Origin of the sequence: Streptomyces sp. NPDC001401, from assembly GCF_042895385.1 — a bacterium.
Lineage (GTDB): Bacteria > Actinomycetota > Actinomycetes > Streptomycetales > Streptomycetaceae > Streptomyces.
The window spans coordinates 413,228-434,516 of record NZ_JBIAWI010000009.1 but is presented as its reverse complement, the minus strand read 5'-3'; the positions used below and the strand labels follow the sequence as shown (position 1 = coordinate 434,516).

17 protein-coding genes and 3 pseudogenes are annotated in these 21,289 nt (G+C 68.0%); 8 read left to right on the top strand and 12 right to left on the bottom strand.

The genetic code is table 11. The features are described from left to right. Together ACFY10_RS29580 and ACFY10_RS29575 are read left to right on the top strand one after the other, a co-directional pair. A pseudogene (locus ACFY10_RS29580) lies at nucleotides 1–579 on the top strand (alkene reductase); the annotation flags it as partial. A 580-nt stretch (nucleotides 580–1,159) separates the two neighbouring features. Beyond that, nucleotides 1,160–1,732, top strand: a complete 573-nt coding sequence (locus ACFY10_RS29575; RefSeq protein WP_390668257.1) for a TetR/AcrR family transcriptional regulator — start codon at nucleotides 1,160–1,162, stop codon at nucleotides 1,730–1,732. Between the two features lie 354 nt (nucleotides 1,733–2,086). On the opposite strand, the gene ACFY10_RS29570 is transcribed toward ACFY10_RS29575, so the two are convergent. After that, the gene (locus ACFY10_RS29570; RefSeq protein ID WP_390668235.1) at nucleotides 2,087–2,230 is read right to left on the bottom strand and encodes an alpha/beta fold hydrolase; all 144 of its coding nucleotides are present in this window, start codon (nucleotides 2,228–2,230) and stop codon (nucleotides 2,087–2,089) included. A 686-nt stretch (nucleotides 2,231–2,916) separates the two neighbouring features. Next, complete coding sequence (locus ACFY10_RS29565) at nucleotides 2,917–3,768, bottom strand: alpha/beta fold hydrolase (RefSeq protein ID WP_390668234.1); 852 nt, start codon at nucleotides 3,766–3,768, stop codon at nucleotides 2,917–2,919. Nucleotides 3,769–4,273: 505 nt separating this feature from the next. Between ACFY10_RS29565 and ACFY10_RS29560 the strand changes: the two are divergent. From ACFY10_RS29560 to ACFY10_RS29545, 4 genes and pseudogenes are all read left to right on the top strand, one after another. Beyond that, a pseudogene (locus ACFY10_RS29560) lies at nucleotides 4,274–4,875 on the top strand (TetR/AcrR family transcriptional regulator). Nucleotides 4,876–5,248: 373 nt separating this feature from the next. Then, nucleotides 5,249–6,211, top strand: a complete 963-nt coding sequence (locus ACFY10_RS29555; protein WP_390668233.1) for an NADP-dependent oxidoreductase — start codon at nucleotides 5,249–5,251, stop codon at nucleotides 6,209–6,211. 103 nt (nucleotides 6,212–6,314) lie between these two features. Beyond that, a complete protein-coding gene (locus ACFY10_RS29550) occupies nucleotides 6,315–7,184 on the top strand; it encodes an alpha/beta fold hydrolase (protein WP_390668232.1) in 870 nt (289 codons plus the stop codon). Between the two features lie 1,090 nt (nucleotides 7,185–8,274). Then, nucleotides 8,275–8,398 (top strand): annotated as a pseudogene (locus tag ACFY10_RS29545) (transposase); the annotation flags it as partial. A 65-nt stretch (nucleotides 8,399–8,463) separates the two neighbouring features. On the opposite strand, the gene lipB reads toward ACFY10_RS29545, so the two are convergent. The 4 genes from lipB to ACFY10_RS29525 form a co-directional block, all read right to left on the bottom strand. Next, nucleotides 8,464–9,132 carry a lipoyl(octanoyl) transferase LipB gene (lipB, locus tag ACFY10_RS29540; protein ID WP_390668231.1) on the bottom strand — a complete coding sequence of 223 codons (669 nt, stop codon included), beginning with the start codon at nucleotides 9,130–9,132 and terminating at the stop codon, nucleotides 8,464–8,466. Between the two features lie 185 nt (nucleotides 9,133–9,317). Further along, a complete protein-coding gene (locus ACFY10_RS29535; protein WP_390668230.1) occupies nucleotides 9,318–9,761 on the bottom strand; it encodes a hypothetical protein in 444 nt (147 codons plus the stop codon). A 766-nt stretch (nucleotides 9,762–10,527) separates the two neighbouring features. Further along, nucleotides 10,528–11,013 (bottom strand): DUF6114 domain-containing protein, encoded by a 486-nt coding sequence (locus tag ACFY10_RS29530; RefSeq protein ID WP_390668229.1) that lies wholly within the window; start codon nucleotides 11,011–11,013, stop codon nucleotides 10,528–10,530. Between the two features lie 119 nt (nucleotides 11,014–11,132). Then, on the bottom strand, nucleotides 11,133–11,747 hold the full coding sequence (locus tag ACFY10_RS29525; protein ID WP_384574507.1) for a DUF6230 family protein: 615 nt from the start codon (nucleotides 11,745–11,747) through the stop codon (nucleotides 11,133–11,135). Nucleotides 11,748–12,019: 272 nt separating this feature from the next. Between ACFY10_RS29525 and ACFY10_RS29520 the strand changes: the two genes are divergently transcribed. Continuing rightward, nucleotides 12,020–12,730 (top strand): MerR family transcriptional regulator, encoded by a 711-nt coding sequence (locus tag ACFY10_RS29520; protein ID WP_390668228.1) that lies wholly within the window; start codon nucleotides 12,020–12,022, stop codon nucleotides 12,728–12,730. Nucleotides 12,731–12,823: 93 nt separating this feature from the next. Here ACFY10_RS29520 and ACFY10_RS29515 read toward each other — a convergent pair whose 3' ends face one another. The 6 genes from ACFY10_RS29515 to ACFY10_RS29490 form a co-directional block, all read right to left on the bottom strand. Beyond that, a complete protein-coding gene (locus tag ACFY10_RS29515; RefSeq protein WP_390668256.1) occupies nucleotides 12,824–13,108 on the bottom strand; it encodes a hypothetical protein in 285 nt (94 codons plus the stop codon). 42 nt (nucleotides 13,109–13,150) lie between these two features. Further along, the gene (locus tag ACFY10_RS29510) at nucleotides 13,151–13,507 is read right to left on the bottom strand and encodes a hypothetical protein (RefSeq protein ID WP_390668227.1); all 357 of its coding nucleotides are present in this window, start codon (nucleotides 13,505–13,507) and stop codon (nucleotides 13,151–13,153) included. Nucleotides 13,508–13,784: 277 nt separating this feature from the next. Next, complete coding sequence (locus tag ACFY10_RS29505) at nucleotides 13,785–15,461, bottom strand: CocE/NonD family hydrolase (protein ID WP_390668226.1); 1,677 nt, start codon at nucleotides 15,459–15,461, stop codon at nucleotides 13,785–13,787. A 104-nt stretch (nucleotides 15,462–15,565) separates the two neighbouring features. Further along, nucleotides 15,566–16,444, bottom strand: a complete 879-nt coding sequence (locus tag ACFY10_RS29500; protein WP_390668225.1) for an alpha/beta fold hydrolase — start codon at nucleotides 16,442–16,444, stop codon at nucleotides 15,566–15,568. Nucleotides 16,445–16,979: 535 nt separating this feature from the next. Then, nucleotides 16,980–17,549: a TetR/AcrR family transcriptional regulator gene (locus ACFY10_RS29495; protein ID WP_390668224.1), complete on the bottom strand. Its 570-nt coding sequence runs from the start codon at nucleotides 17,547–17,549 to the stop codon at nucleotides 16,980–16,982. 770 nt (nucleotides 17,550–18,319) lie between these two features. Then, nucleotides 18,320–19,537 carry an acetyl-CoA C-acetyltransferase gene (locus ACFY10_RS29490; RefSeq protein WP_390668223.1) on the bottom strand — a complete coding sequence of 406 codons (1,218 nt, stop codon included), beginning with the start codon at nucleotides 19,535–19,537 and terminating at the stop codon, nucleotides 18,320–18,322. Between the two features lie 576 nt (nucleotides 19,538–20,113). Between ACFY10_RS29490 and ACFY10_RS29485 the strand changes: the two genes are divergently transcribed. Further along, on the top strand, nucleotides 20,114–21,259 hold the full coding sequence (locus tag ACFY10_RS29485) for an acyl-CoA dehydrogenase family protein (RefSeq protein WP_390668222.1): 1,146 nt from the start codon (nucleotides 20,114–20,116) through the stop codon (nucleotides 21,257–21,259). Nucleotides 21,260–21,289 lie beyond the last annotated feature (30 nt).

Here is a 21,289-nt window from a genome sequence, read left to right as displayed (position 1 = left end):
GCCATCGCGGCCGGCGCCGACGGCGTCGAGATCCACGGAGCCAACGGCTACCTCCTGCACCAGTTCTTCGCCACCAACACGAACCAGCGCACCGACCAGTACGGGGGCTCCCTCGACAACCGCATCCGTTTCGCGGTGGAGGTCGCCACGGCCGTGGCCGACGAGATCGGCGCCGACCGCACCGGCGTCCGGATCTCTCCCGGCAACCCCTTCCAGATCAACGACCTCACGGAGAGCGATCCCCACGAGCTCTACCCGCACCTCCTGCGCGCCCTCGCTCCCCTCAACCTCGCCTACCTGCACATCGGCCACGGCGGCGACGAGGAACTCCTGCATACCCTCCGGAAGCTGTGGCCGACCACGCTGCTCCTCAACCGGGGCGGCGCCGATCTCTCCACCCGCGCCAAGGACATCGAAGACGGCCTGGCCGATGTGGTCACCGTCGGCACCATGGCACTCGCCAACCCCGACCTCGTCGAGCGCGTACGCACCGGCGCACCCCTGAACACCCCGGACCCCGCCACCTTCTACGGCGGCGGCGCGACCGGCTACACCGACTACCCCACCCTCGCCGCCTGACGAAGGACCGCGCGTCCGGGCGAAATCATCGCCCTCGCATGCCTGGAACAGGCCTACGCCGCACGGTGGTGACGACCCGAGGAGTAGCGGGCCGTCACCACCGTGCCCGTAGGCATTTCCCTCGCACCTTCGAGAGGGAGACGCACCGAAAAGAGCACGCGGTTGCTGGAACCATGGGCAAGAAGGAGGTCCGCCCGGGCTGCCAACTGCGCCTGGGCCAGGGCGGTTTGACAGCCCTTGCTGACAACGGCGCCGATGGCCCGCACCGTGCCCGTGTCATGGAAATGGACGTTGCTGATCCCGCGTGACGCGGCCAAGGAGTCCGACGCTTCGACGACTTCCACCGCCACATCGGCCTGTCGGAGGCGTCCCCAGTGACCGTTTCCGGAAGTTGATCTCGGCCGGCATCCTGAAGGCCGTCCCACTGAGCCAGCGGGCGAAGCATACGTACTCGGCCCCGAGGGTCCCGTCCGGAGAACCGGCACCCGAATGGCCTGCTGATCGTAATATTACGTACATCAGGTCATGGATTAGGCTTGACTGCGAGGCATCGGTCTTACGGAGCGAACGGAGGATGCTCGTGGTGCGCTACGCCAAGGAGCACAAGCAGGCGACGCGGCAACGGATCATCGAGACGGCGGGCCACCGATTCAAGCAGGACGGCATCGACGGCTCGGGCATCTCCACCCTCATGTCGGATGCCGGGCTCACCAACGGAGCCTTCTACGCCCACTTCGCATCCAAGGACGACCTCGTCGCCAACGTCGTGACCGACCAACTGCGCACACAGGTCGCGGGGTACGGCACTCTGCGGCCCGGCCGCCAGGGTCTCGAAGACCTGGTTCGCGAATACCTGTCGCCTGGACACCGGGACCACCCCGGCGACGGATGCCCCTCCGCCGCGCTGCTCGACGAGATCAGCCGCTGCGGGGACGAGACGCAGCAGGCTTACACCGACGGCGCACGAGACATCGTGAACGAGATCGCCGCCCGCCTGACGCCTGCAAATCCGCAGTCCGCCCGGGGCAAGGCCATCGGGCTCTTCACCATGATGGTGGGCACGTTGCAGCTCTCCCGAGCCCTCTCCGACCAGAAGTTCTCAGACGAGGTCCTGGCGCAGGGGATCGAGAACGCCCTCTCGTTCATGCACTGAGGGGAACCGTTCACGGCCTCGCAACGCCGCCGAGGGCAACGGCCGCGACGCTGGAAGCCGCCCGATGCGACGGTCACGGCCAGTGGAATCACGATCATCGCGGACGGCGGCCACCCAAGGGAAACGCCATCGCCCGCGCCACGAGGCTCGTCCCCGCGTCGACCACGCCCTCGCCCGGCTGACGGACGGGGGCGGCCGGGCGTGGGCGTCCACCAGGCCGAGCCCAGCCTCACCGGGATGCCCGGGAAGTAAGCTGCACCTTCCGGAGGGTCTGCCCGACTCGCTCATACCCGGGGGCGCCACGGCCCTGAGGCGACACCCCCCGTCTCATACGGCGACCCCACTCGACGCCTACTACCGTTCGAGGAACTCGAGAGCCGTCTGCACGAACTGTCGGTGGAACTGGAACATGCCGCCGTGACCGGCGTCGGGGTAGATCACCAACTCGCCGTTCGGCACCCGCCTCGCCAGGTCGGCCGAGTTCTGCGACGGAACCATCCTGTCGCTCTCACCGTTCCCGAACGTGCTTCGGCCTCGCCGACGATCTCGGCTCTCCAGGTGGCGGAGGAGCAGATGCTCACGCCTCGGTGACCGCGGGCCGGATCAGGACGCCGTCGGCGGACAGCTGCGGGGTCTTGGGTTGCGCCACTGCTCGCCCATACCCCTTGTCCACCTGTCCAGCAGGGCCACTACCGCGGCGTGCCCACAGCCCGGGGCCGAATCAGCGCCGACGGATGCGGAGGCCGACGAGGCGCCGGGAGCTGTCAGGGAGTACCTCGGCAGGGCGAGCGGGAAGCTGCGATCCCCACCGGACGGACGAGGCCCGCTTGGCCGCCACGGGAGCGCACAGACAGGGGAGTTGAGCCGATGGAAGGTGGACGGGCGAGCGGCCCCGCCCCTGCCCCCGGGAGGCACCGGAGCTCCAGGGACGCCGACACACCTGACGACAAGGAACAAGACGGCGACTCGACGCTCATGACACACATGGGCAGAGCAGGACAGCCGGATTCAGCATGGGCCAGCTGCGCGGGGTCTCGTCACCCGGGCACAGCGACCGCCGCTCGCTCGGCGGTGCCGTTCGACACTCGTGCGAGCGCCGCCTCACACGGCTGCGAGGCGGCGCTCGCACGCTGACACCGCCGCCGCCCGTGCATCGGTCCGGGTCGGCGGCGAGAGCGGTGCGGTCAGACGGCGAGGAAGTCGGCCACCTGCTTGGTGAAGGCCTTGGCGTACTGGAACAGGAACGCGTGGCCGACGCCGGTGTAGAGCACGAGGGTGGCGTCCGTGAGGTGCTGGACCGCGACATAGGAGTTGTGCGCGGGGATCATCACGTCGTCGAGACCGTTGGCGTAGAGGACCGGATGCTTGATGGCCTCCAGTTCCGAAACCACCTCGTCGAAGGGGGCCGCCAAGAGGCTCGCCGCCGCGGTGAGCATGCCCTGGGCCGCCGCCTCGGAGACCGTGGGGCCGCCGCCCGCAAGCCGTGTCGAGACGTGGGCGAAGTGTTCGCGCCCAGAGGCGTGGGCCGTTTCCGTCTCGGAGTAGAACAGGTACAGCATGTCCTCCAGGTCGGCATCGGGCTTGGCCATGATGCCGAGGACCTTCTCGCTGAAGGCCGGAGCGTCGGGCACCCAGCCGGCCGGGCCGCTTCCTGCCACGACGAGCTTGCGCACCAGCTCAGGGCGCCGTACGGCCACACGCTGGGCGACGATGCCACCCAAGGACCAGCCGAGCAGGTCGGCCTGGGCGAGGCCGAGCGCGTCGATGAACTCGATGGCACCCGCGGCGAACCCTTCGAGGGAGTCGCGCGGCTCGCCGTCGGTGCAACCGACGCCGACGTTGTCGAAGACGATCACGTCGTGATCCGCGGCCAGGTAGTCCAAGAACTCCGGGTCCCACCAGTCGATGGTGCCGCGGAAGCAGTTGAACAGGACCAACGGGACGCCACCCAGCGGACCCATCCGCCGGTAGGTGAACCGTGCTGAGGAACCTTCGACGGTGAGATCCTCGGCCTTGTCTGCCAGATACGTGCTCATTGATGGCCTTCTCTTGTCGGTGGGTGTGCACGACATCTCACGGGTCCGCTCGGGCAGCACCGCGAAGACGTGCGGGGGTGCCGGACGGGGTCCTCTCCGTCGGCGCCGATGCGTTGAGCCGACGCTGTCGACGGGGGTCGAAGATCCGCCCGAATCGGCCGATCACTCCGTCGGCCTGTGCGTCGCCGCTTGCATGAAGCTCGCGGAAGATCAGCCGCCGCTGTCGGCAGCACTCAATCTTCCAACTTAATATTATGTTCGTAATACTGCGCAGGGGGCGCTGCGGGCGCAGGCGGCGTTCGAGTCCAATGACCGTCACCACACTGCGGAACGAGTCCAGGCGGGCGCAGAGGCTGACCACCAATCGAGCTCCCGATGCAGCGCGGCGCCATCGACTTCAGACGGCAGCCGACGTCCCGAAATCTTTACATTACGTTCGCAATACAATACGGCGAGGGAGCCGGTGACGGGCGAGCAGCCCCACGGACAAGCGAAGGAACGTGCCGTGCGATACGGGAAAGACCACAAGCAGGCGACCAAGCAGCGGATCATCGAAGCGGCCGGCCGCCGGTTCAAGCTGGACGGCATCGACACGTCGGGCATCTCGACACTCATGAAGGACGCGGGGCTGACCAACGGCGCCTTCTACACGCACTTCACATCGAAGGACGACCTGGTGGCCACCACGGTCACCGACCAGCTAGAGGCACAGAACGCGAGCATCGTCACGCAGGCAGCACCCGGCCGCGCCGGGATCGAACAGATAGTGCGGTGGTACCTGTCCGCGTGGCACCGCGACAGCCCCGGCGACGGATGCCCCTCCGCCGCTCTGCTCGACGAGATCGGGCGCTGTGCAGACCCGACCAAGCAGGCTTACACCGACGGTGTACTGCTAGTCATCGACGGCATCGCCGCCCGCATGGACCCGGCGACCCGCTCTCGGTTCGCACCAGGACACTCAGCGCTTACGCCATGATGGCCGGCACGCTACAGCTCTCCCGAGCCCTCACCGACCGGCAACTCTCCGATGACCTCCTCAACCAGGGCATCCACAACGCCCTCGCACTGCTGGACGTCGAACGTGAGCACGCCGGGACCACGAACTGAGTCACCCGCCGCACGCACCCCAAGTCGCTCGCCAGGCGCATGTGACGCATCGCCCCGCACTGCACCAACCCCTGGCCACAGAGATCGAGCACCCCGCCGAGGCCTCAAGAGTCACAGCCGCAACGGCGGCCGGAACCCGCCGGTCAGCCTTGCATCCACCACGGGTACGCCCCCCGGGGGTGCGGCTCCAGTTGCGGTCCGCAGGCCGGCAACTTAAGATTATGATCGTACTTTAATTCCGGTCGACCCTCGCCTAAGCGACGTCGACACCCGGAGCGCCCGGGATGGCAGCACCCCCTGTCCGCCTACGGACGAGATGCGGAGACGACGATGAGGGCCTTTCACGGTAGAGCGCTACGGCGACAAGGCCGGCGTGCGTGCCGGCGAGGTGCCGGATCCGGAAGTGGGCGCGGACGACGTGCTGGTCCGGATCCAGGCCGCGAGCATCAACCCCCTCGACCGCATGATCCGGGACGGGGAGATGAAGACGATCCTGCCGTACCGCGCCCCGTTCGTCCTCGGCAACGACCTGGCCGGGGTGGTCGTCGAAGTGGGTGCGGCCGTTACCCGGTACACAGTGGGAGACGAGGTCTTCGCGCGCCCCGGCAAGGACCGGATCGGCGCGTTCGCCGAACTCATCGCGGTGCACCAGGACGACGTGGCACCCAAGCCGGCCACGCTGACCATGGAGGAGGCAGCGTCCCTCCCCCTGGTCGCCCTCACCTCGTGGCAGGCGCTGGTCGAGAGGGCACGCATCCAGCCGGGTCAGAAGGTCCTCATCCACGCGGGCTCCGGCGGCCTGGGCACCATCGCCATCCAGTTGGCGAAGCAGCTGGGCGCACACGTGGCGACCACTGCGAGCACGGCCAACGTCGACCTGGTGAAGCGTCTGGGCGCGGACGTCATCGTCGACTACAAGAAGCAGTCGTTCGAGACTGTCCTGCACGGCTATGACCTGGTCCTGGACTCGCTCGGCGGCGAGACACTCAAGAAGTCCCTGGACGTCCTCAAGCCCGGCGGGAAGGTCATCAGCGTCTCAGGCCCTCCCGACGCCGCTTTCGCCCGGGAGCTGGGAGCGAATCCGATCATCCGGCTGGTGATGTCCGCACTGAGTTACCGGACGCGACGACGCGCCCGGCAGCGCAACATGACGTACTCGTTCCTCTTCATGAAGGCCAGCGGGGACCAGCTGCGCGAGCTCACCCCTCTCATCGAGGCCGGCAGGATCCGGCCCGTCGTCGACACCGTCTTCCCGTTCGAGTCGACCCGAGAAGCCCTGGAGTACGTCGAAGCGGGGCGCGCAAAAGCAGGCAAGGTCGTCGTCAGGATGACGTGACGGAACACTCCCCCGCTCATCGATCACGGTCTTCCACGAGCGCGGACGACAGCGCCCCCCGCCACGAGAAGCGCCCTCAAACCCACTACAGAAGGTCCTGGACATGACCACACCGCGGAATCCCCCGTCCCCCTCGACGCCGGCCTACCAGAACGCGCCGACCCGTTCCGTGTCCGTTCGCGGCGAGGACTTCGCCTACCGGGAGCTCGGCCCCGCGGAGGGCGTGCCGCTGATCCTCCTGATCCACCTGGCCGGAGTCCTGGACAACTGGGACCCGCGCGTCGTCGACGGACTCGCCTCGAGCCGTCGGGTCATCACCTTCGACAACCGCGGCGTGGGTGGCTCGAGCGGCTCCACACCGGCCACCGTCGAGGCGATGGCGGACGACGCCGTGCTGTTCATCCGAGCCCTCGGATTCGACCAGGTCGATCTGCTCGGCCTGTCGATGGGCGGCTTCATCGCACAGGTCATCGCGGAAACGGAGCCGCGCCTCGTCCGCAAGGTCATCCTCGCCGGCACGGGGCCCGCCGGAGGGCCCGGCATCGACAAGGTCCCGGCACTCACCATCCAGGCCACACTCAAGGGCGCCCTGACCCGCCAGGACCCCAAGCTCTCCCTCTTCTTCACAGCAACCGCAAGCGGCAGGCAGGCCGGACGCGACTTTCTGGAACGACTGAAGGAGCGCACACAGAACCGCGACAAAGACATCTCGCTACCGTCGTTCCGTGCCCAGTTGAAGGCCATCAAACGCTGGGGCCGCCAGGCACCGTCGGACCTGTCGAAGATCCACCAACCGGTCCTCGTGGCAAACGGTGAGAACGACCGGATGGTGCCTAGCCAGAACACACTCGACCTGGCCGCACGCCTCCCCCGGAGCGAACTCGTCCCCCTCTATCCGGATGCCGGCCACGGGGGAATCTTCCAGTACCACGATGAATTTGTGGCAAGTGCGCTCGACTTCCTTGCGTCTTGACCCTGAGCGGATGCCCTTGGAGCCGGTCCCACATGCGCCCTTGCCGATGCGAGTCGACCGGGTGCCGGACGCCAGGGCATCCGCCAGTTGCCGCACCTCTCCCCAACTTCAACGTCCGCTCCCGCCGCAAGCGCTCGATCCGCGCCCAAAGGGCTTCGCCCTTCAACTCGTAACTCGAGCACGGGCTAGCACTTAACGTACGATCGTAATAATAGGGCTGAGGGCGACACCCTGCGTGCCCTCAAGGCGGCCGGCGCTAAGGTCGAGCTACAACCCGTATCCCTCCCCGTCGACATGACGACCAGTCATGACATATTTCTGAGCCTCCTCTACGGCGCGTTCACCTACGACCGGCGGACTGACAGCGGCCTCCAACGCCGCGCTCCTCGCGCGTTTGGTCCAGCATCCTCGTGGAGAAGCCATGCATGCCTTGCGAGGAACCTTCCAGTCCCACTACAGCTGGCTGCAGGCGGACGTTGCACGCCATGAACTTGCAGGACGCGGAACGGGTGAATCCCACTCATGACTTACTCCGGTCTCGGACAACACACTCATATCCGCAGAAGGGCGGACAGCTTCATTGCAGTCCGGCGACCCTCGGAACGTTCAATCTCGACACACACGGCCATCGATGCGGAACCAGGGATACAGCACCCCCACCGGGATTCCGACTGATGAAACCGGTCGGTTTCAGGATCATCGCAAACCGATCAGTTTATAATTCCAAGTCGAGGCGCCGGCCCAAATCCCAGCAGCTCCAGGAAGCCGGATGCGGCGCCACCGCTGTCATCGGGGCGCTCCGAGCCGCGAGTGGAGCGGCTCGCTCCAGGTCACACAAACGGACCAGGTCCGTCGCGCCGACACGGCCATCGGGGCCGCCCCACCCAGCAGTCGCCGTTACCGGCTCCCGGTGACCTGCCGGCCCCAGATGATGGCCTCGATCTGCCTGGGCCCGGATGACGCCGATACCGTGCTCCATCCGCTCGATCGACAGCGACTCCCCGCGGAGCTGGGAGTTCCCGGCCAGTTCTCCGGTGGCGGGCCTGTGTAACGGCAACTCACCGACGAGCATTGGCAGGGTCGAGCCGTTCTGCCGATAGGCGAGTACGGTCCGTACCCTGAGCGGCTGCGTGAGCAGTTCGAGAGGGGTGATTTGGCGGTTCCGCACCAGCAGTCAGTGGCGGGAAATGCCGGGCCAGTTCGGCCCGTGGGCCGACGGGCTACGGGAGGCGGGGACTGGAAACTGAGCGGCGGCCACCGCGCAAGCGCCTGCCCCGGCTCAGGAGGCTGTGCGCGTAGGCGCCAACTCGGCTGTTACGGCGTCGGCTACAGCGTCTTTCACCTGCGCCTCCGTGGGTGTGGGACGGCCGAGTTCGGCAGCGAGTTGAGCCAGCGAGGTCATCCGAACACCGGGCAGGGCGCAGGCCGTGAATGTGGTGTACACGTCGAGGTCCGGGTCGATATTGAGCGCGAATCCGTGGCTGGTGACGCCGCCGCTGATGCGCATGCCGATGGAGGCGATTTTGCGATGCCCGGGGGTCCACACACCGACCAGGCTCTCGGCGCCTCGGGGTGTGTCCCGGCGTATCGCCTCGAACCCGAGTGCCTCCAGCGCACGGATCAGGGCGTGTTCGATCCGTCGTATCAAGCCGCGCGGTCCCAGCTCGCGTACGTTCAGCACGAGATACCCGATCAGCTGCCCTGGCCCGTGATAGGTGGCGTGACCTCCCCGGTCGGCTTCGACCAGGCTGATCGGTGAAGCCGGTTCTGGCAGTTGGTCAGCCGGTGTCCGCGCCGTGTAGGTGATCACGGGAGGGTGGGTGAGCAGAAACAGCCGATCCCCAGTACGCCCCTGCTTCCGCTCGGCCACCCAACCGGCCATGTCGGCCTGCGCCACCTCATACCGCACCTCACCCAGATCGACCCGCTCCAACTCCCCTGACTGCATTACCTCTCCTTTGCCTTCGAGGCGATGTCGCCTCGCGCCGCGCCTGCGAAAACCCGCCCCCGACGAACAGACCACGGCCGCTGCTTTCGCCGCTGCACCAGCAGACCACCGTGCACGCGACACCACCCCGCGGACAGGTGTCGTCACCCATGACCGCGACCCACCACAGCCGCTTGCGGCCGGCTTCAGCGGGGTGTTCCGTACCCGTGGATCCCCGGGATGGCGAGTTGTCCGCCTGTCTGCCCTGCCTGGTCGATGTCGGCGTCGTCCAAGCCGAGTTGGAGCTTCAGGTCGAGCCTCCCGACCATGTCGTACAGCCACTCCGGAATGGTGTCCGGAGTGAGGTGCAGGCGGAGGACGGGTGGTGCGGGAAGGTTTTCGATGCTGGAGAGGGTGCCTGTGAGGCTTTCGACGTACATGGTGATGTCGTCACCGCGGAGCGCGGAGGTGGAACCGGGCGCTCCGTCGATGTGCTGGATCTGGGGGCCGACGGGCACCGCCATCTTCAGGTCGCGGATCGTGACCGCCGCCGCGGTGAACTTGAGTACCCGCTTGGGCCCGGCGGAGGTGTCCACGGTCACCACGCCGCCGAAGACGAGGTCGTGCAGTTCGAGGCGGCTCTCCTTCATGTTCCATGCCTCGGCGGAGAATCGGCCGGCCTCATGGTCCTCAGGGGCCTTGAGTTCACTGATGTTGCAGGTGCGGGCAGTTCCTTGGGGCGACTCCGGTCGGGGCGACGGCTCGGCGGTCCGGTGGCTGGGAGCAGGTGATACAGGTGTGGTGGGCAGCCGGGGCTCGGGCAGTGCTCCGGACTCTGGCCTCGAGGTGGCCGAGCTTGGTGAAGGGCTCGCGTGGAGTGAGGGGCTCGCGTTGGGTGACGGGCTTTGCTGCTCGGCGTCGTCGCGGAAGAGGGGACCGAGGATGTCCGCAAGGCTGGTTGTCGCGGAGGTTGCGCCGGGCGAGGGGGCGGGAGTGGCGGTCGGTGCTGGGGTCGGGCCCGCTCCCTCCTCGTCCGCGTGCGACGGCGGCTTGACGGGCTCCCCGCTCGGGTGGGCGCCGGCCGTGCGGGGATCAGCGGACGGGGTGGGGTTTGCGGGAGCGTTCGTCGCTGAAGTTGAGGTGTCGTCGGGACGGGCGCAGCCGACACCGCTGGTTCCCGGCGCGCCTGACCCCTCTTCGGAAACGGAGAGCGCCGCAGTGGCGCTCGTGTCCGCGGACTCGGGCAGGCGTTGACTTCCCAGGATGAGGGCGGTCGGCAGCGCGGTCAGCGCGAGTGCCCTCCCGACCGGCAGACGCAGACGCGTCAGCGCGGACGTACGGGGGGTGGCGTGCCGGCCCCTCGGTGGTCGAGCGAATCGGGGGGCTGCGGCCTCGTTGTGGGTGTCGGGCGACTGGTCACTCACTCCCTTGTCCTCCCGCCCGGCTGACGGCGGCTGACGGCCCCTCGGCGCCGTCGGGTATGTCCTCCGGGTGCCCGTCCACCGGGCCCCACGCCAGAGCCAGGAGTCCGCCCGCCGCCGCGAGCAGTGTGCCGACGAGGAATCCGCCGAAGTTGGAGATGGGAAGCGACAGCACGCCGAGGAACACCGCGACGCAGCCGGCGAAGAACCTGATGACCGGCTGGAACCAGAGGAGTCCGCCCAAGACGATCAGAGTCAGGCCGATGACCAGGGACCCGGCCCCCGCAGTGGTGGACATCGCCACGGACAAGGCGCCCAGGGAAAGGTTGAAATACGGGAAGTAGATGATGGGCGCAGCGGCAAGGAGCACCAGCAGACCCGCCCAGAAGGGGCGGGTGCGACGCCAGGCCCGGAAGTCCCGGCGAGCGCGGGCGAAGCCGCTGTCACTGTGGGGGTGCGCGGGTGCACCTGCACTCGTCATGTGGCAGCTCCCAAGTCGTGGTGGGGGTGAGGGCGTCCGCGAGGACGATGGAGCACTGCCGCCCCCTGGGCAGTCGCCGGTCGCTTCCGCGCACGGGCAACTAGAGGGCGGGAGCAAGGTCAGAAGCAGTCGTGGCGGCCGGCCGCGATGTTCATGTGGAGGCCCGCCAGTTCGAACGTTCCCGCGGTCGTGGCCCAGACCTTCTGGTGGGCATCAATGATTTCGACCGCGTCCGCCTGTTGGGCGTAGCCGTCGGGATCGACGTGGTCCTTCGGGTTGACCTGACCCTTGGTCATGGAACCGGTGGCGACGCCGATGTCGACGTTGGTGAAGGTGCCCTTCTTCGCCTGGAGATCGGTCATGTCGATGTACAGGTCCTTGGCCTTGACCGGCGTACCCGATCCGCCGGCCTTGAGCGTCATCGTGTAGGTCCCGAGGACGGGTATGTCCACCGGGACGGACTGGCACATGTCGGTGACCGTCGCATTCTTGATGGACGAGACGGAGACGGGCACGTGCTTGCCGTTCTTGGCGACGTCGACCGTGGCGTAGTTGCCGAATCCGGTGCCGCTCAACTTGCCGGCCGAGACCTGGAAGTCGGAACCGGAGATGCTGAACGAAGCGGCCAGTGCGCCCTGGGCCATGGAGACGGCGACCGCCGCGGTGGCGGCCACCGTCGGCACCGCACCGATGGCAAAGCGCTTCCAGTGGGTCTTGCCGATTCGCTGGGACATTGTGTGGTCTCCGTTGTCGAGGCGTACGAGACGACCGGACCCAGAACCGACTGGCCCGGGCCCAGGGCGGGGGAAGAACTACGGCTGGGTGTGGCCGTGGCGGTGCAGGCGGCTTCCGCGGGCGCATGTCGTCCACGCACACGGAGGAAATGGCACACCGAAGAAGCACTCGATAGCGTTACTACCGGGTACCAGATAGTGGCACTATCGAGCTCGGGGAGGCAACCCCCGGTAACGCGATACTGGTGGGACAGTTGAGCGTGAGGGAGCGCATGAGGATTTCAGAGCTCAGTCGCCGGTCCGGGGTACCGGTGGCGACCATCAAGTACTACCGACGGGAGGGGCTGCTCCCCGAGGGACGTGCGCTGAACCCGACCACGGTCGAGTACGACGAGGAGCACATCCAGCGGCTGCGTCTGATCCGTTCTCTCATCCAGCTCGGCGGGCTCTCCGTCGCCCGCACCCGTGAAGTGCTCGAAGCCGTCGACCGTCCACTGGATGCGTTCGAGACCCTGGGCGTCGTCCACCACGCACTGCCCGTTCCCTCCGCGGAGACGAACGGGAAGAGCGGCGCGGACAACGAGGACGGTCCCGGAGCGGAGAACGCCGCCGACGAGGCTGTACCGGGCGGAGCCGCCGCGAGGGTCGAGGCTCTCATCGAGAACATGGGCTGGCGGATCTCCGACGCGTCACCGCACCGCCCGGCACTCGCCGAAAGTCTCGCCGCGCTGAGCCGCCTCGGCACCGACTACACGGCAGACGACCTCATCCCCTACGCAGAGCTCGCCACGTCCACCGCCGATTTGGACTTCGCGCAGTTCGAGGGGATCGAGGACCGCATCGCCCTCGCCGAGAGGGCGGTGGTCCTCACCGTGCTGTTCGAGCCGGTCGTGCGGCTGCTACGGCGCCTGGCCCAGGAGGACGCGAACCACCGTCGCCATGATCGCCGTGCGCGCGGGCGGGGCGAGAATCCGGAGGGGTGAGTCCCCAGCAGTGCACCGCCGACACCCCCCGCTCGCGACGGCAGCGAGGGCCGAAGTGCCCCGGGTGAAACCACTTCGGCCTCTCGGGAGGGTTCAGCCCGTGGCGAAGGGGACCCGCTCATCGCCTCCGAAGTCCGCGTCCGACCGCACCGGGGAGCCAGACGCTTGATCCGCCGGCCGGTACCAGCCGCCGGTTGAGGTGACCGTCGCCGATGAGGGTGGTGTAGGCGACGACCAGGCCAGCGCCAGTTCGAGGCCCCCGGCGACAGCGTGACCATGCACCACGGCGACCCATGGTTTCGGGCTGGGCGCAATGCGGCTGAAGCGGGCCGACACGTCGGCCAGGAAGTCGACCGGGTTGTCGCCCCGCTCGTGCAGCTCCAGGAACTGGTGAAAGTCCCCGCCGGCACAGAAGCTCGGTCACCGGCCTGCCACGGCGATGACCGCGGTGCCGGGGTTGGCCTCAGCGCTGGTGATCTGTTTGTCCAGGGCTTCGATGAGGGTGATGTCGAGGGCGTTGCGCCGCTCGGGGCGGTTGAGCAGCAGCCACCGGACGGTGCCACGTTGCTCGACGAGCAGAGGTTCGGTGTCGGTCAACGTGGCTCCGGGGCGGCGAGTTCGGTGCGCCTGCGATTGCGCAGCAGGTAGCGCTGGGTCTTGCCGCTGGGGGTCTTGGGCAGGGCGTCGATGAAGTGGATCGCGGGCGGCGTAGCGGGCCTTGACCAGCAGCTGGAGTTCGGTGGCCAACTCTGGCATCAGATCGAGCAGGCGGGTCACTCGTGCCCCCTTGGCCCAGGACCTCGGTGCCGTACTCGACCGGATGGCCGCCGCCTCCGGATCCGGCCGCGTCATCGCAGGCCGGTCGAGCGGAACCTGGTCGGTCTGCTGACCGAGGAATCTTCACCGCGGCGTTTGCCGAGGGGCAGGCGCCCGTGGGAGGTCATCGCCTCCGCCGCAGGATGCCTGCCGCCCTTCGACCGAGCCGACATGGCTACTTCGGCGCCCTTGCCCACCGGAGCAACGGATCGGCGGGCTCTCCCATCGCTCCTCCCGGTCAGGCTGGAGGCACCACGGGCAGGACGATGCGGGACGGCCGGGCGGGATCGTGGAAGACCTGCTGCCGGGCCACTCGCGCCGTGGTCGCGTTCTCCTCGGGTTCGCCGGTGTTGAGGTTGCGGTCCCAGCGCGGGAAGTTGCTGGAGGTGACCTGGACCCGTATCCGGTGACCCGCCCGGAAGACGATGCTGGTCGACCACAGGTCCACAACGTGCTCGACCGCCTCGCCCGGTGTCGCCGCCCGCACCCGAACAATGCCGTCGGTGACATTGCGGGAGACACCGTGCTCGTCGACGTCACACAGCCGTGCCACCCAGTCGGTCGAGGGCCCATCCGTGGCGGCGAAGAGCACGGCCTTGACTCGGCCGGTCACCTCGATGTCCTCGGCGAGGGGTTCGGTGGTGAACACCAGGACGTCCTCGCGCGCCTCCACGTCCCTCTGGTCGAGAGGCCCGGGACGGAACTCGTCGGTCATCAGCAACGCGCCGCCGGTGGTGGGCACCGGGTCCATGGGGTCGTAGGTGAACTCCTCGGCCTGCTCGGCGACGGCGGGCGGCTCCTGCGTCAGGCGTCCGTCGGCGCGCAGGTGGAAGTCCGTGTCCACGGCCCGCGACAGGGGCCATTCCGTCTCCTCGCGCCACTGGTTGACGCCCATGACGAACAGCAGCACCCTGCCCGTGTCCGGCTCCAGCGCCTCACCGTCGCCGATCGTACGCTGGAACCAGTCGAGCTGGAGACCGTGCAGGGGTCCGCGCATGCCCATGAAGGCGGAGTTCGCGCCGAACCCGAAGTTGACGTCGCCGATGACGTGCTGCTGGTTGGCGTGACTCCACGGACCCATGATCAGCGTGGCGGGCCGACCGGCGCGGCGCATGACGGTGAAGTTGTCGAGCGTGCCCTGGGTGAAGATGTCGTACCAGCCACCGACCTGGAAGGTGGGCAGGTCGACCTCGTCGTGCCGGCCCGCGACACGGGAGGAACGCGCCCAGTCGGGCTCCCGTCGGGAACGCTCGTAGCCCAGCTCGGGCAGGTGGTGCCGGGCGAACGCGGGAAACCGCCCGGCGGGCAGTTCGCCGTAGCCGCCGTCGGCCAGGCCGTCGAGATCCTGCACGAGCCTGCCGAGGCTGCCGCCGAGCGTGGCCGGGTCGGCGCTGTGACGGCGCATCAGCGCGTCGGCGCCCATCATGAGGGACCAGGGCGCGGTGATGCCGAGTTCGATCGCGCCGCCGCGCGTCCACAGTCCGTCGTCCGGGTCGGACCAGGTGACCATCGGCGCGATCGCCTTCAGCTCCGGCGGCTTGGACAGCGCCGCCATCCACTGGGTGTTGCCGAAGTAGCTGGCGCCGATCATGCCCACGGAGCCGTTCGCTCCGGGAAGGGCAGCGGCCCACCGTACGGTGTCGTACCCGTCGCTCTCCTCGTACGTCCAAGGCTCCCACTCCCCCTCGGAGGCGAACCGGCCGCGGGTGTCCTGGAGGACCACCATGAAGCCACGCCGAGCCGCCGCCAGGGGATCGAGGAGGGCGATCGCCAGGGCCATCTGCTTGCCGTACGGCAGTCGGCTCAGCAGCACCGGCCACGGCCCCGTGCCCCCGGGCCGGTAGACATCGGCGCGCAGCACGGTGCCGTCACGCATCTCGGCCGGAACGTCGAACTCGATCTGAATCTCTGCCACGCGCTGCTCCTTTGCATGCCACGGCACTGTCAGGCACATGGTCGAACCTGGTCCCCGTCCCGCACTACACCCGAACGGGGGTGACTACGGCGCTCTCGGGGCGGTCAGGCCACCGCGTTCAGCAGGTCGGCCAGCAGGTCGGGCCGTTCCAGGGCAATGAAGTGGCCTGCTCCCGGCACCTGTGTGAAGTCGGCGGCCGGCAGCAGCTCCTTGTTGGCTTGCCGGTCCGATGGCCGCGACCAGTCCTTCTCCCCGTAGACGAGGTGGACGGGTGCCTTGACCTCGGGGTAGCGCGAGCGGGCGGCGATGAGGCTGGGCAGGCTCTGGTACACGGCTCGGGCGACGCTCGGGTAGCCGGGGCGGCGGCCCACCTGGAGGAGCTCATCGACGTAGTCCGCCTGCAGGGCGGTCTTGTCGACCAGCCCGCCCTGCAGGATCCTGCGGAAGACGGCCTTGGGCTCCACCCCGGCGACCACCGGGCCCACCCCCGGAGTGAGGGCACCGCCGACCACCACACGGGCGAGAAGACTGGACCGGGCGATACCGCCGCGGAAGTCGTACGTGTTCACCGCGACGACGCGCCGGACCCGCTCGGGCAGGTCGGCCGCGGTGGTCAGGGCGAGCACCGCCCCCATGGACTCCCCGACCAGCGTCACGTCGTGGAGGTCGCGTTCGGTCAGGAGCCGCTCGACGCCCGCGCGCATGGCCGGCTCGTCGTACGACGCACCCGGCACGATCTCGGAGTAGCCCATCCCCGGCAGATCCAGGGCATACACGGTGTACTGGTCCGCGATCAGCGGGATGAGGTCGCGGAAGTGCTCGGCCTGCGTGCGCACGGTGTGCAGCAGGACCACGGGAGCGCCAGTGCCCGCTCTGAGGTAGCGCAGGGTCCCCTCGTCGCTGCGGTGTCCTGCGCGCGGGGCGAGGGTATGGCTGGTGGTTCCCGGGATGTGAATCGTGGGACGTGGCTCTGGGCTGGGCATTTCGCTGGCTTCCCTTTGTGTGAACTGCTGCAGACGGGTGATTCGGACAGGGCCCGCCCGAAGGGGGCGTGACCACGGACCAGCCCTTGGATTCATTGAGAAACCGACCGGTTTCCATCACCGTAAACCGATCGGTTTCCAAGCGCAAGGCTGAGGTTGCCATCCGCAGCAGTAGGGTCAGCGCACAGGAGAGACGCGAGAGTGTCATCCGCACAGCGGTCGCCGATTCCGCACTCAAGGGCTACTACGGCACGCCTAAACGCTCCAGCTGCAGGTGTAGGGCTACGCCGCCGCGGCCAGCCGCCGAGGCCAAGGGTGATACGGCCAAGCGGTCCGGGCCGACTGGATGAGGCCCTGGGAAACCGCGTACCTGCTGTTGGGTGCTGATTTCGACGAGACGACGGCCTTCCTGGCGCGCGGCACGCCCGTCAACACCCTTACGGCCACCGGGCTCCCCTCGATTGCGGGGAATCAGGGGCGGGAGCCATCGGCCTGGGGCGGGCACGGTCACGGCGCCTGCTCGCAAGGGGATGCGTCAGTGCACGGCTGCCGCATCGAGCAGGTTGGTCACGGTGGGCGTGACGAGCCCTGTCAGATTGTCGGCTCCAATCCCCGCGCGCGCGCTTGCGCCGTCGAAGACCAGGCTGAGCTGCCGGGCCAGCAGGTCGGGATGGCTTGCCCCGCCCCGTTCGGCCTCGACACGGAAGAAGGCAGTCAGATTCTCTTTGACCCGGTGGGCCACCTGGCTTGCAGGGTGACTCTGGTCTTTGAGCTCGATCTGAGCAGCCAGGTACCGACAGCCTTGGAAGTCGGGCGCACCCGCCTGCTCCTCCAGCTGGTCGAAGACGTACAGGATTCGCTCGCGGGGTGAACGGCCGTCATCCGCCGCCGGCAGGAGCCCGGCTGCGAAGGCAGAGGCGCGCGCCCCCAGGCTCGCCGCCAGCAGTTCGTCCTTGCTCTCGAACAGCTGGTACAGGGAACGCTTCGACACCCCCGCCGCCTTGCACAGCGCCTCGACGCCGATGCCGACACCGTCTCGGTAGGTGAGCGTGGCCGCCGCCTCCAGCAGCCGCTCTCTGGTACTTGGCTTCACTTCGGTGGTCATACCGCGAGGTTAACTCGATGTGGACAAAACGAAAACCGATCGGTTTACAGCGCCTTGCCGGGGCGCTCTCGCGCCGCCCACGGGCCGAGCGGGCCTGTGAGTACGGTTCCGCTACGCGGGGACGGCGGTCTTCTCGGCTTCGTCCGGGCGGGGATGCGGTGAAGCCCCTGGCGGCCGCCCGTCACCCCCGAAGCCGGCGAGTGCGGCCGCGATGAGGCCGACGGTCATCCTCACCAGCCCCTGGCCAGGCCCGCGCCCACTGGGCGCCGTTGTAGAGGATCTCTGCCGCAGCGGCTTCGAACTCTGGGAGGACGCGCGCGAAGGGTCGTGGCCAACCTACCCGTGACGGACCTCGCAGGCCGGGACAGTCGGGAAGCGGCCGTCGCCTCGGACCTCCCTTGGGCCGGGTAAGCACAGTGCCCGTGGCGATGAAAGGAACAGCCCTCGGCCGAAACAGGTGGGGGTGTGGAATCCATGCTGGAGCAGGAACGTGCCCGGACCCGAGAAGCCCGCTTCGGATCGCTGGCGCGCGCGGCGGCAAAGCCGCTGCACCGATACCTAGCTGCGCCGGGCGGACACCGACGCGGCAGATGACATCCTCGCGGAGACGATGCTCGTGCTCTGGCGCGCATCGAGGACGTGCCCGGGCTCGGGAAGGGCCCCGTGACCGACCCCGACAGCGTGCTGCCCTGGTGTTACGGCGTCGCACGCGGCTGCTTGTCCAATGCCCGCCGGGCGGACGGGCGCGTGCCGGGACCGACGGGCTACGCCTAGGCGAGCCGCTCGATCAGCATGGCCATGCCCTGCCCGCCGCCGACGCACATCGTCTCCAGGCCGATCTGTTTGTCATGGGCCTGAAGGTTGTTGATGAGCGATCCGGTGATCCGCGCTCCGGTCATCCCATAGGGGTGACCCAACGCGATGGCCCCGCCCGAAACGTTGAGTTTGCCCTCGTCGATCTGCAGCGCCTGTGCAGAGCCGAGCACCTGCACGGCGAATGCTTCGTTGATCTCGACGAGGTCGACGTCGCTCATGGTCAGGCCTGCGTGGTCGAGTGCCTGACGAGTGGCCTCGATGGGGCCGAGGCCCATGATCTCCGGCGAGAGAGCGGTCACGCCGGTGGAGATGATGCGGGCCAGCGGCTGCAGGCCGAGTTCACGCGCCCGGACATCGGACATGATGACGAGGGCCGCCGCTCCGTCGTTGAGCGGGCACGAGTTGCCGGCAGTGACGGAGCCCTTCTCACGGAAGACCGGCTTGAGCGCGGAGACCGCATCGAGCGTCGTCCCGGGCCGCGGGCAGTCGTCCTCGCTCACGATCGAGCCGTCGGGCAGGGTGATCGGGGTGATCTCCTTGCGGAAGTGGCCGCGCGCGATGGCCTCCTCGGCCCGGTGCTGCGAACGAACCGCCCACCGGTCCTGCTCTTCGCGACTGATGCCCGTGAGGGAGGCAACGTTCTCCGCGGTTTCACCCATGCTGATGTACACGTCGGGCACCAGTCCCGACTCGCGAGGGTCGGTCCAGGCCTCGTGGCTCGCCTGCCTGGCGGCCGACCGTGCCTGAGCGACGCGGAACGCGGGATTCTCCGTGTCCGGCCAGGAGTCCGAGTTGCCGTTGACATACCGGGACACGGCCTCGGTGCCCGCCGAGATGTAGGCCGAACCTTCGCCTGCCTTGATCGCGTGGAAGGCCATCCGCGTCGTCTGCAGCGACGATGAGCAGTAGCGGGTCACCGTGGTGCCCGGCAGGTTGTCGTAGCCCAGTTGGACCGCGACGTTGCGCGCCAAGTTGAAGCCTTGTTCGCCACCGGGCAGGCCGCAGCCGAGGATCAGGTCTCCGATCTCGTCGGGGTCGAGGTCCGGGACCTTGGCGAGCGCCGCAGCGATCACCTGGGTGGCGAGATCGTCGCTGCGCATCTCCTTCAGCGACCCCTTGAACGCCCGACCGATCGGCGAGCGGGCGTAGGACACAATCACGGCTTCGGGCATCTGGGTGCTCTTCTCGGAGATCTGACGGTGGGTTCTGTCCGGGCGAGCGGCTCTCAAGCTCCGGCAGAACAGGGATTACGTCAGCAAGGTAGCCACCCGAAACAGGTAGTCCATAGGACGATCGCGCCTCGCCCTGGTACGTCCGCGCCAGACGACCCCTGCCCGTTTCGTATTGGTTCGGGTACCTCGGTGAGCGCCTCGCCCGGGCCCGCCGTCCTCCCGCACGCCCTCGGCGACCGAGGCAATCGCATACAGACGTTCGGCGGCACTGCGGAGCGAGCACGCCACCGATCCGCGCCTGCCTGCGGGCATGGCCGCCCATCACCCCGCTCAACCAGACCCGTCAACACGGTTGATTTGTTGGGAGTCGATGGGGGAACCGCCGGCGGACTCCACTGCGCGCGATGGAGGACCCCCGCGGCGTACGTCATGTCCGCCTACCTCGCAGACGGGGTTGACGGAATCGACCCGTCCAAGAAAACTAAGCACTCGCATAGTTACTATGCACTCGCTTACTTCCTACTTCCTACTTCCTACTTCCTACTTCCTATTTCCGGCGAGCGACGAGGAGCTCCTGTGCGCCGTACTGTCTTCGATGCCGACCACGAGGCCTTCCGGAGCTCCGTCCGGGCATTCGTGGAGCGCGAGCTGCGGCCGCGCCAGGAGGAGTTCATCCAGCAGCGGGCGATCGACCGCGCCGCGTGGAAGGCCGCTGGGCAGCGAGGACTGCTCGGGCTGCTGATACCGGAGCAGTACGGCGGCAGCGAGGCGGGCGACTATCGCTTCACCGCGGTGCTGCACGAGGAATTCGCCAGGCTGTCGGTGGCATTCGCCTCCTCGTTCACCATCCACTGCGAGGTCGTCGCCCCCTACCTGGTCGAGCTGACCACCGAGGAGCAGCGTGAGCGCTGGCTGCCGCGGTTCTGCGCGGGCGAACTGATCACCGCGATCGGCATGACCGAGCCCTCGGCAGGTTCCGATCTCGCTGCCCTGCGGACCACGGCCGTACGCGACGGGGAGAACTGGACCCTCAACGGTTCCAAGACCTTCATCACCAACGGCTTCAGCGCCGACCTGGTGGTCGTCGCCGCTCGCACCAGCCCGGAGAAGGGCGCCAAGGGCATCACCCTGTTCGCCGTGGAGACGGACATGCCCGGTTTCGAGCGCGGGCGCAAGCTGGACAAGGTCGGTCAGCACGAAGCCGACACCGCCGAGCTGTTCTTCCACGACGTGCACGTCCCGGCCGCCAACGTCATCGGCGAAGTCGACCGCGGCTTCATCCACATGATGGAGCGGCTCCCGCAGGAGCGGATCGGTGCTGCCGTGCTCAACCTGGCCCACGCCGCGCAGATCCTGAACGAGACGCTGGAGTATGTGAAGGAGCGCAAGGCCTTTGGCCAGTCCGTCGGCTCCTTCCAGTACAACAAGTTCCGACTCGCCGAGATGGTCACCCAGATCGAGGTGACCCAAGCCTTCGTCGACCAGTGCATCGCCGCCCACGTCACGGGCCGGCTCTCAGCGGTGGACGCGGCCAAGGCCAAGTGGTGGACCGCCCAGGTGCAGAACGAGGTCCTCGACGCCTGCGTCCAACTGCACGGCGGATACGGCTACATGAACGAGTACCGGGTCGCCCGGGCCTGGCAGGACGCCCGCGTCACCAAGATCTGGGCCGGCTCGAACGAAATCATGAAAGAACTCATCGGCCGCGACCTCGGCCTGTAAGGCCCGTGGGCACGGACACCACTATCCGGA

Coding starts and splice junctions, on each gene's coding strand:
- ACFY10_RS29570 (WP_390668235.1), bottom strand. CDS start 2,230: ATGGTTCCGTCGCAGAACTCGGCCGACCTGGCGAGGCGGGTGCCGAAC.
- ACFY10_RS29495 (WP_390668224.1), bottom strand. CDS start 17,549: ATGACCACCGAAGTGAAGCCAAGTACCAGAGAGCGGCTGCTGGAGGCG.
- ACFY10_RS29535 (WP_390668230.1), bottom strand. CDS start 9,761: ATGAAGGAGAGCCGCCTCGAACTGCACGACCTCGTCTTCGGCGGCGTG.
- lipB (WP_390668231.1), bottom strand. CDS start 9,132: ATGCAGTCAGGGGAGTTGGAGCGGGTCGATCTGGGTGAGGTGCGGTAT.
- ACFY10_RS29490 (WP_390668223.1), bottom strand. CDS start 19,537: ATGCCCGAAGCCGTGATTGTGTCCTACGCCCGCTCGCCGATCGGTCGG.
- ACFY10_RS29530 (WP_390668229.1), bottom strand. CDS start 11,013: ATGACGAGTGCAGGTGCACCCGCGCACCCCCACAGTGACAGCGGCTTC.
- ACFY10_RS29500 (WP_390668225.1), bottom strand. CDS start 16,444: ATGCCCAGCCCAGAGCCACGTCCCACGATTCACATCCCGGGAACCACC.
- ACFY10_RS29520 (WP_390668228.1), top strand. CDS start 12,020: ATGAGGATTTCAGAGCTCAGTCGCCGGTCCGGGGTACCGGTGGCGACC.
- ACFY10_RS29565 (WP_390668234.1), bottom strand. CDS start 3,768: ATGAGCACGTATCTGGCAGACAAGGCCGAGGATCTCACCGTCGAAGGT.
- ACFY10_RS29525 (WP_384574507.1), bottom strand. CDS start 11,747: ATGTCCCAGCGAATCGGCAAGACCCACTGGAAGCGCTTTGCCATCGGT.
- ACFY10_RS29550 (WP_390668232.1), top strand. CDS start 6,315: ATGACCACACCGCGGAATCCCCCGTCCCCCTCGACGCCGGCCTACCAG.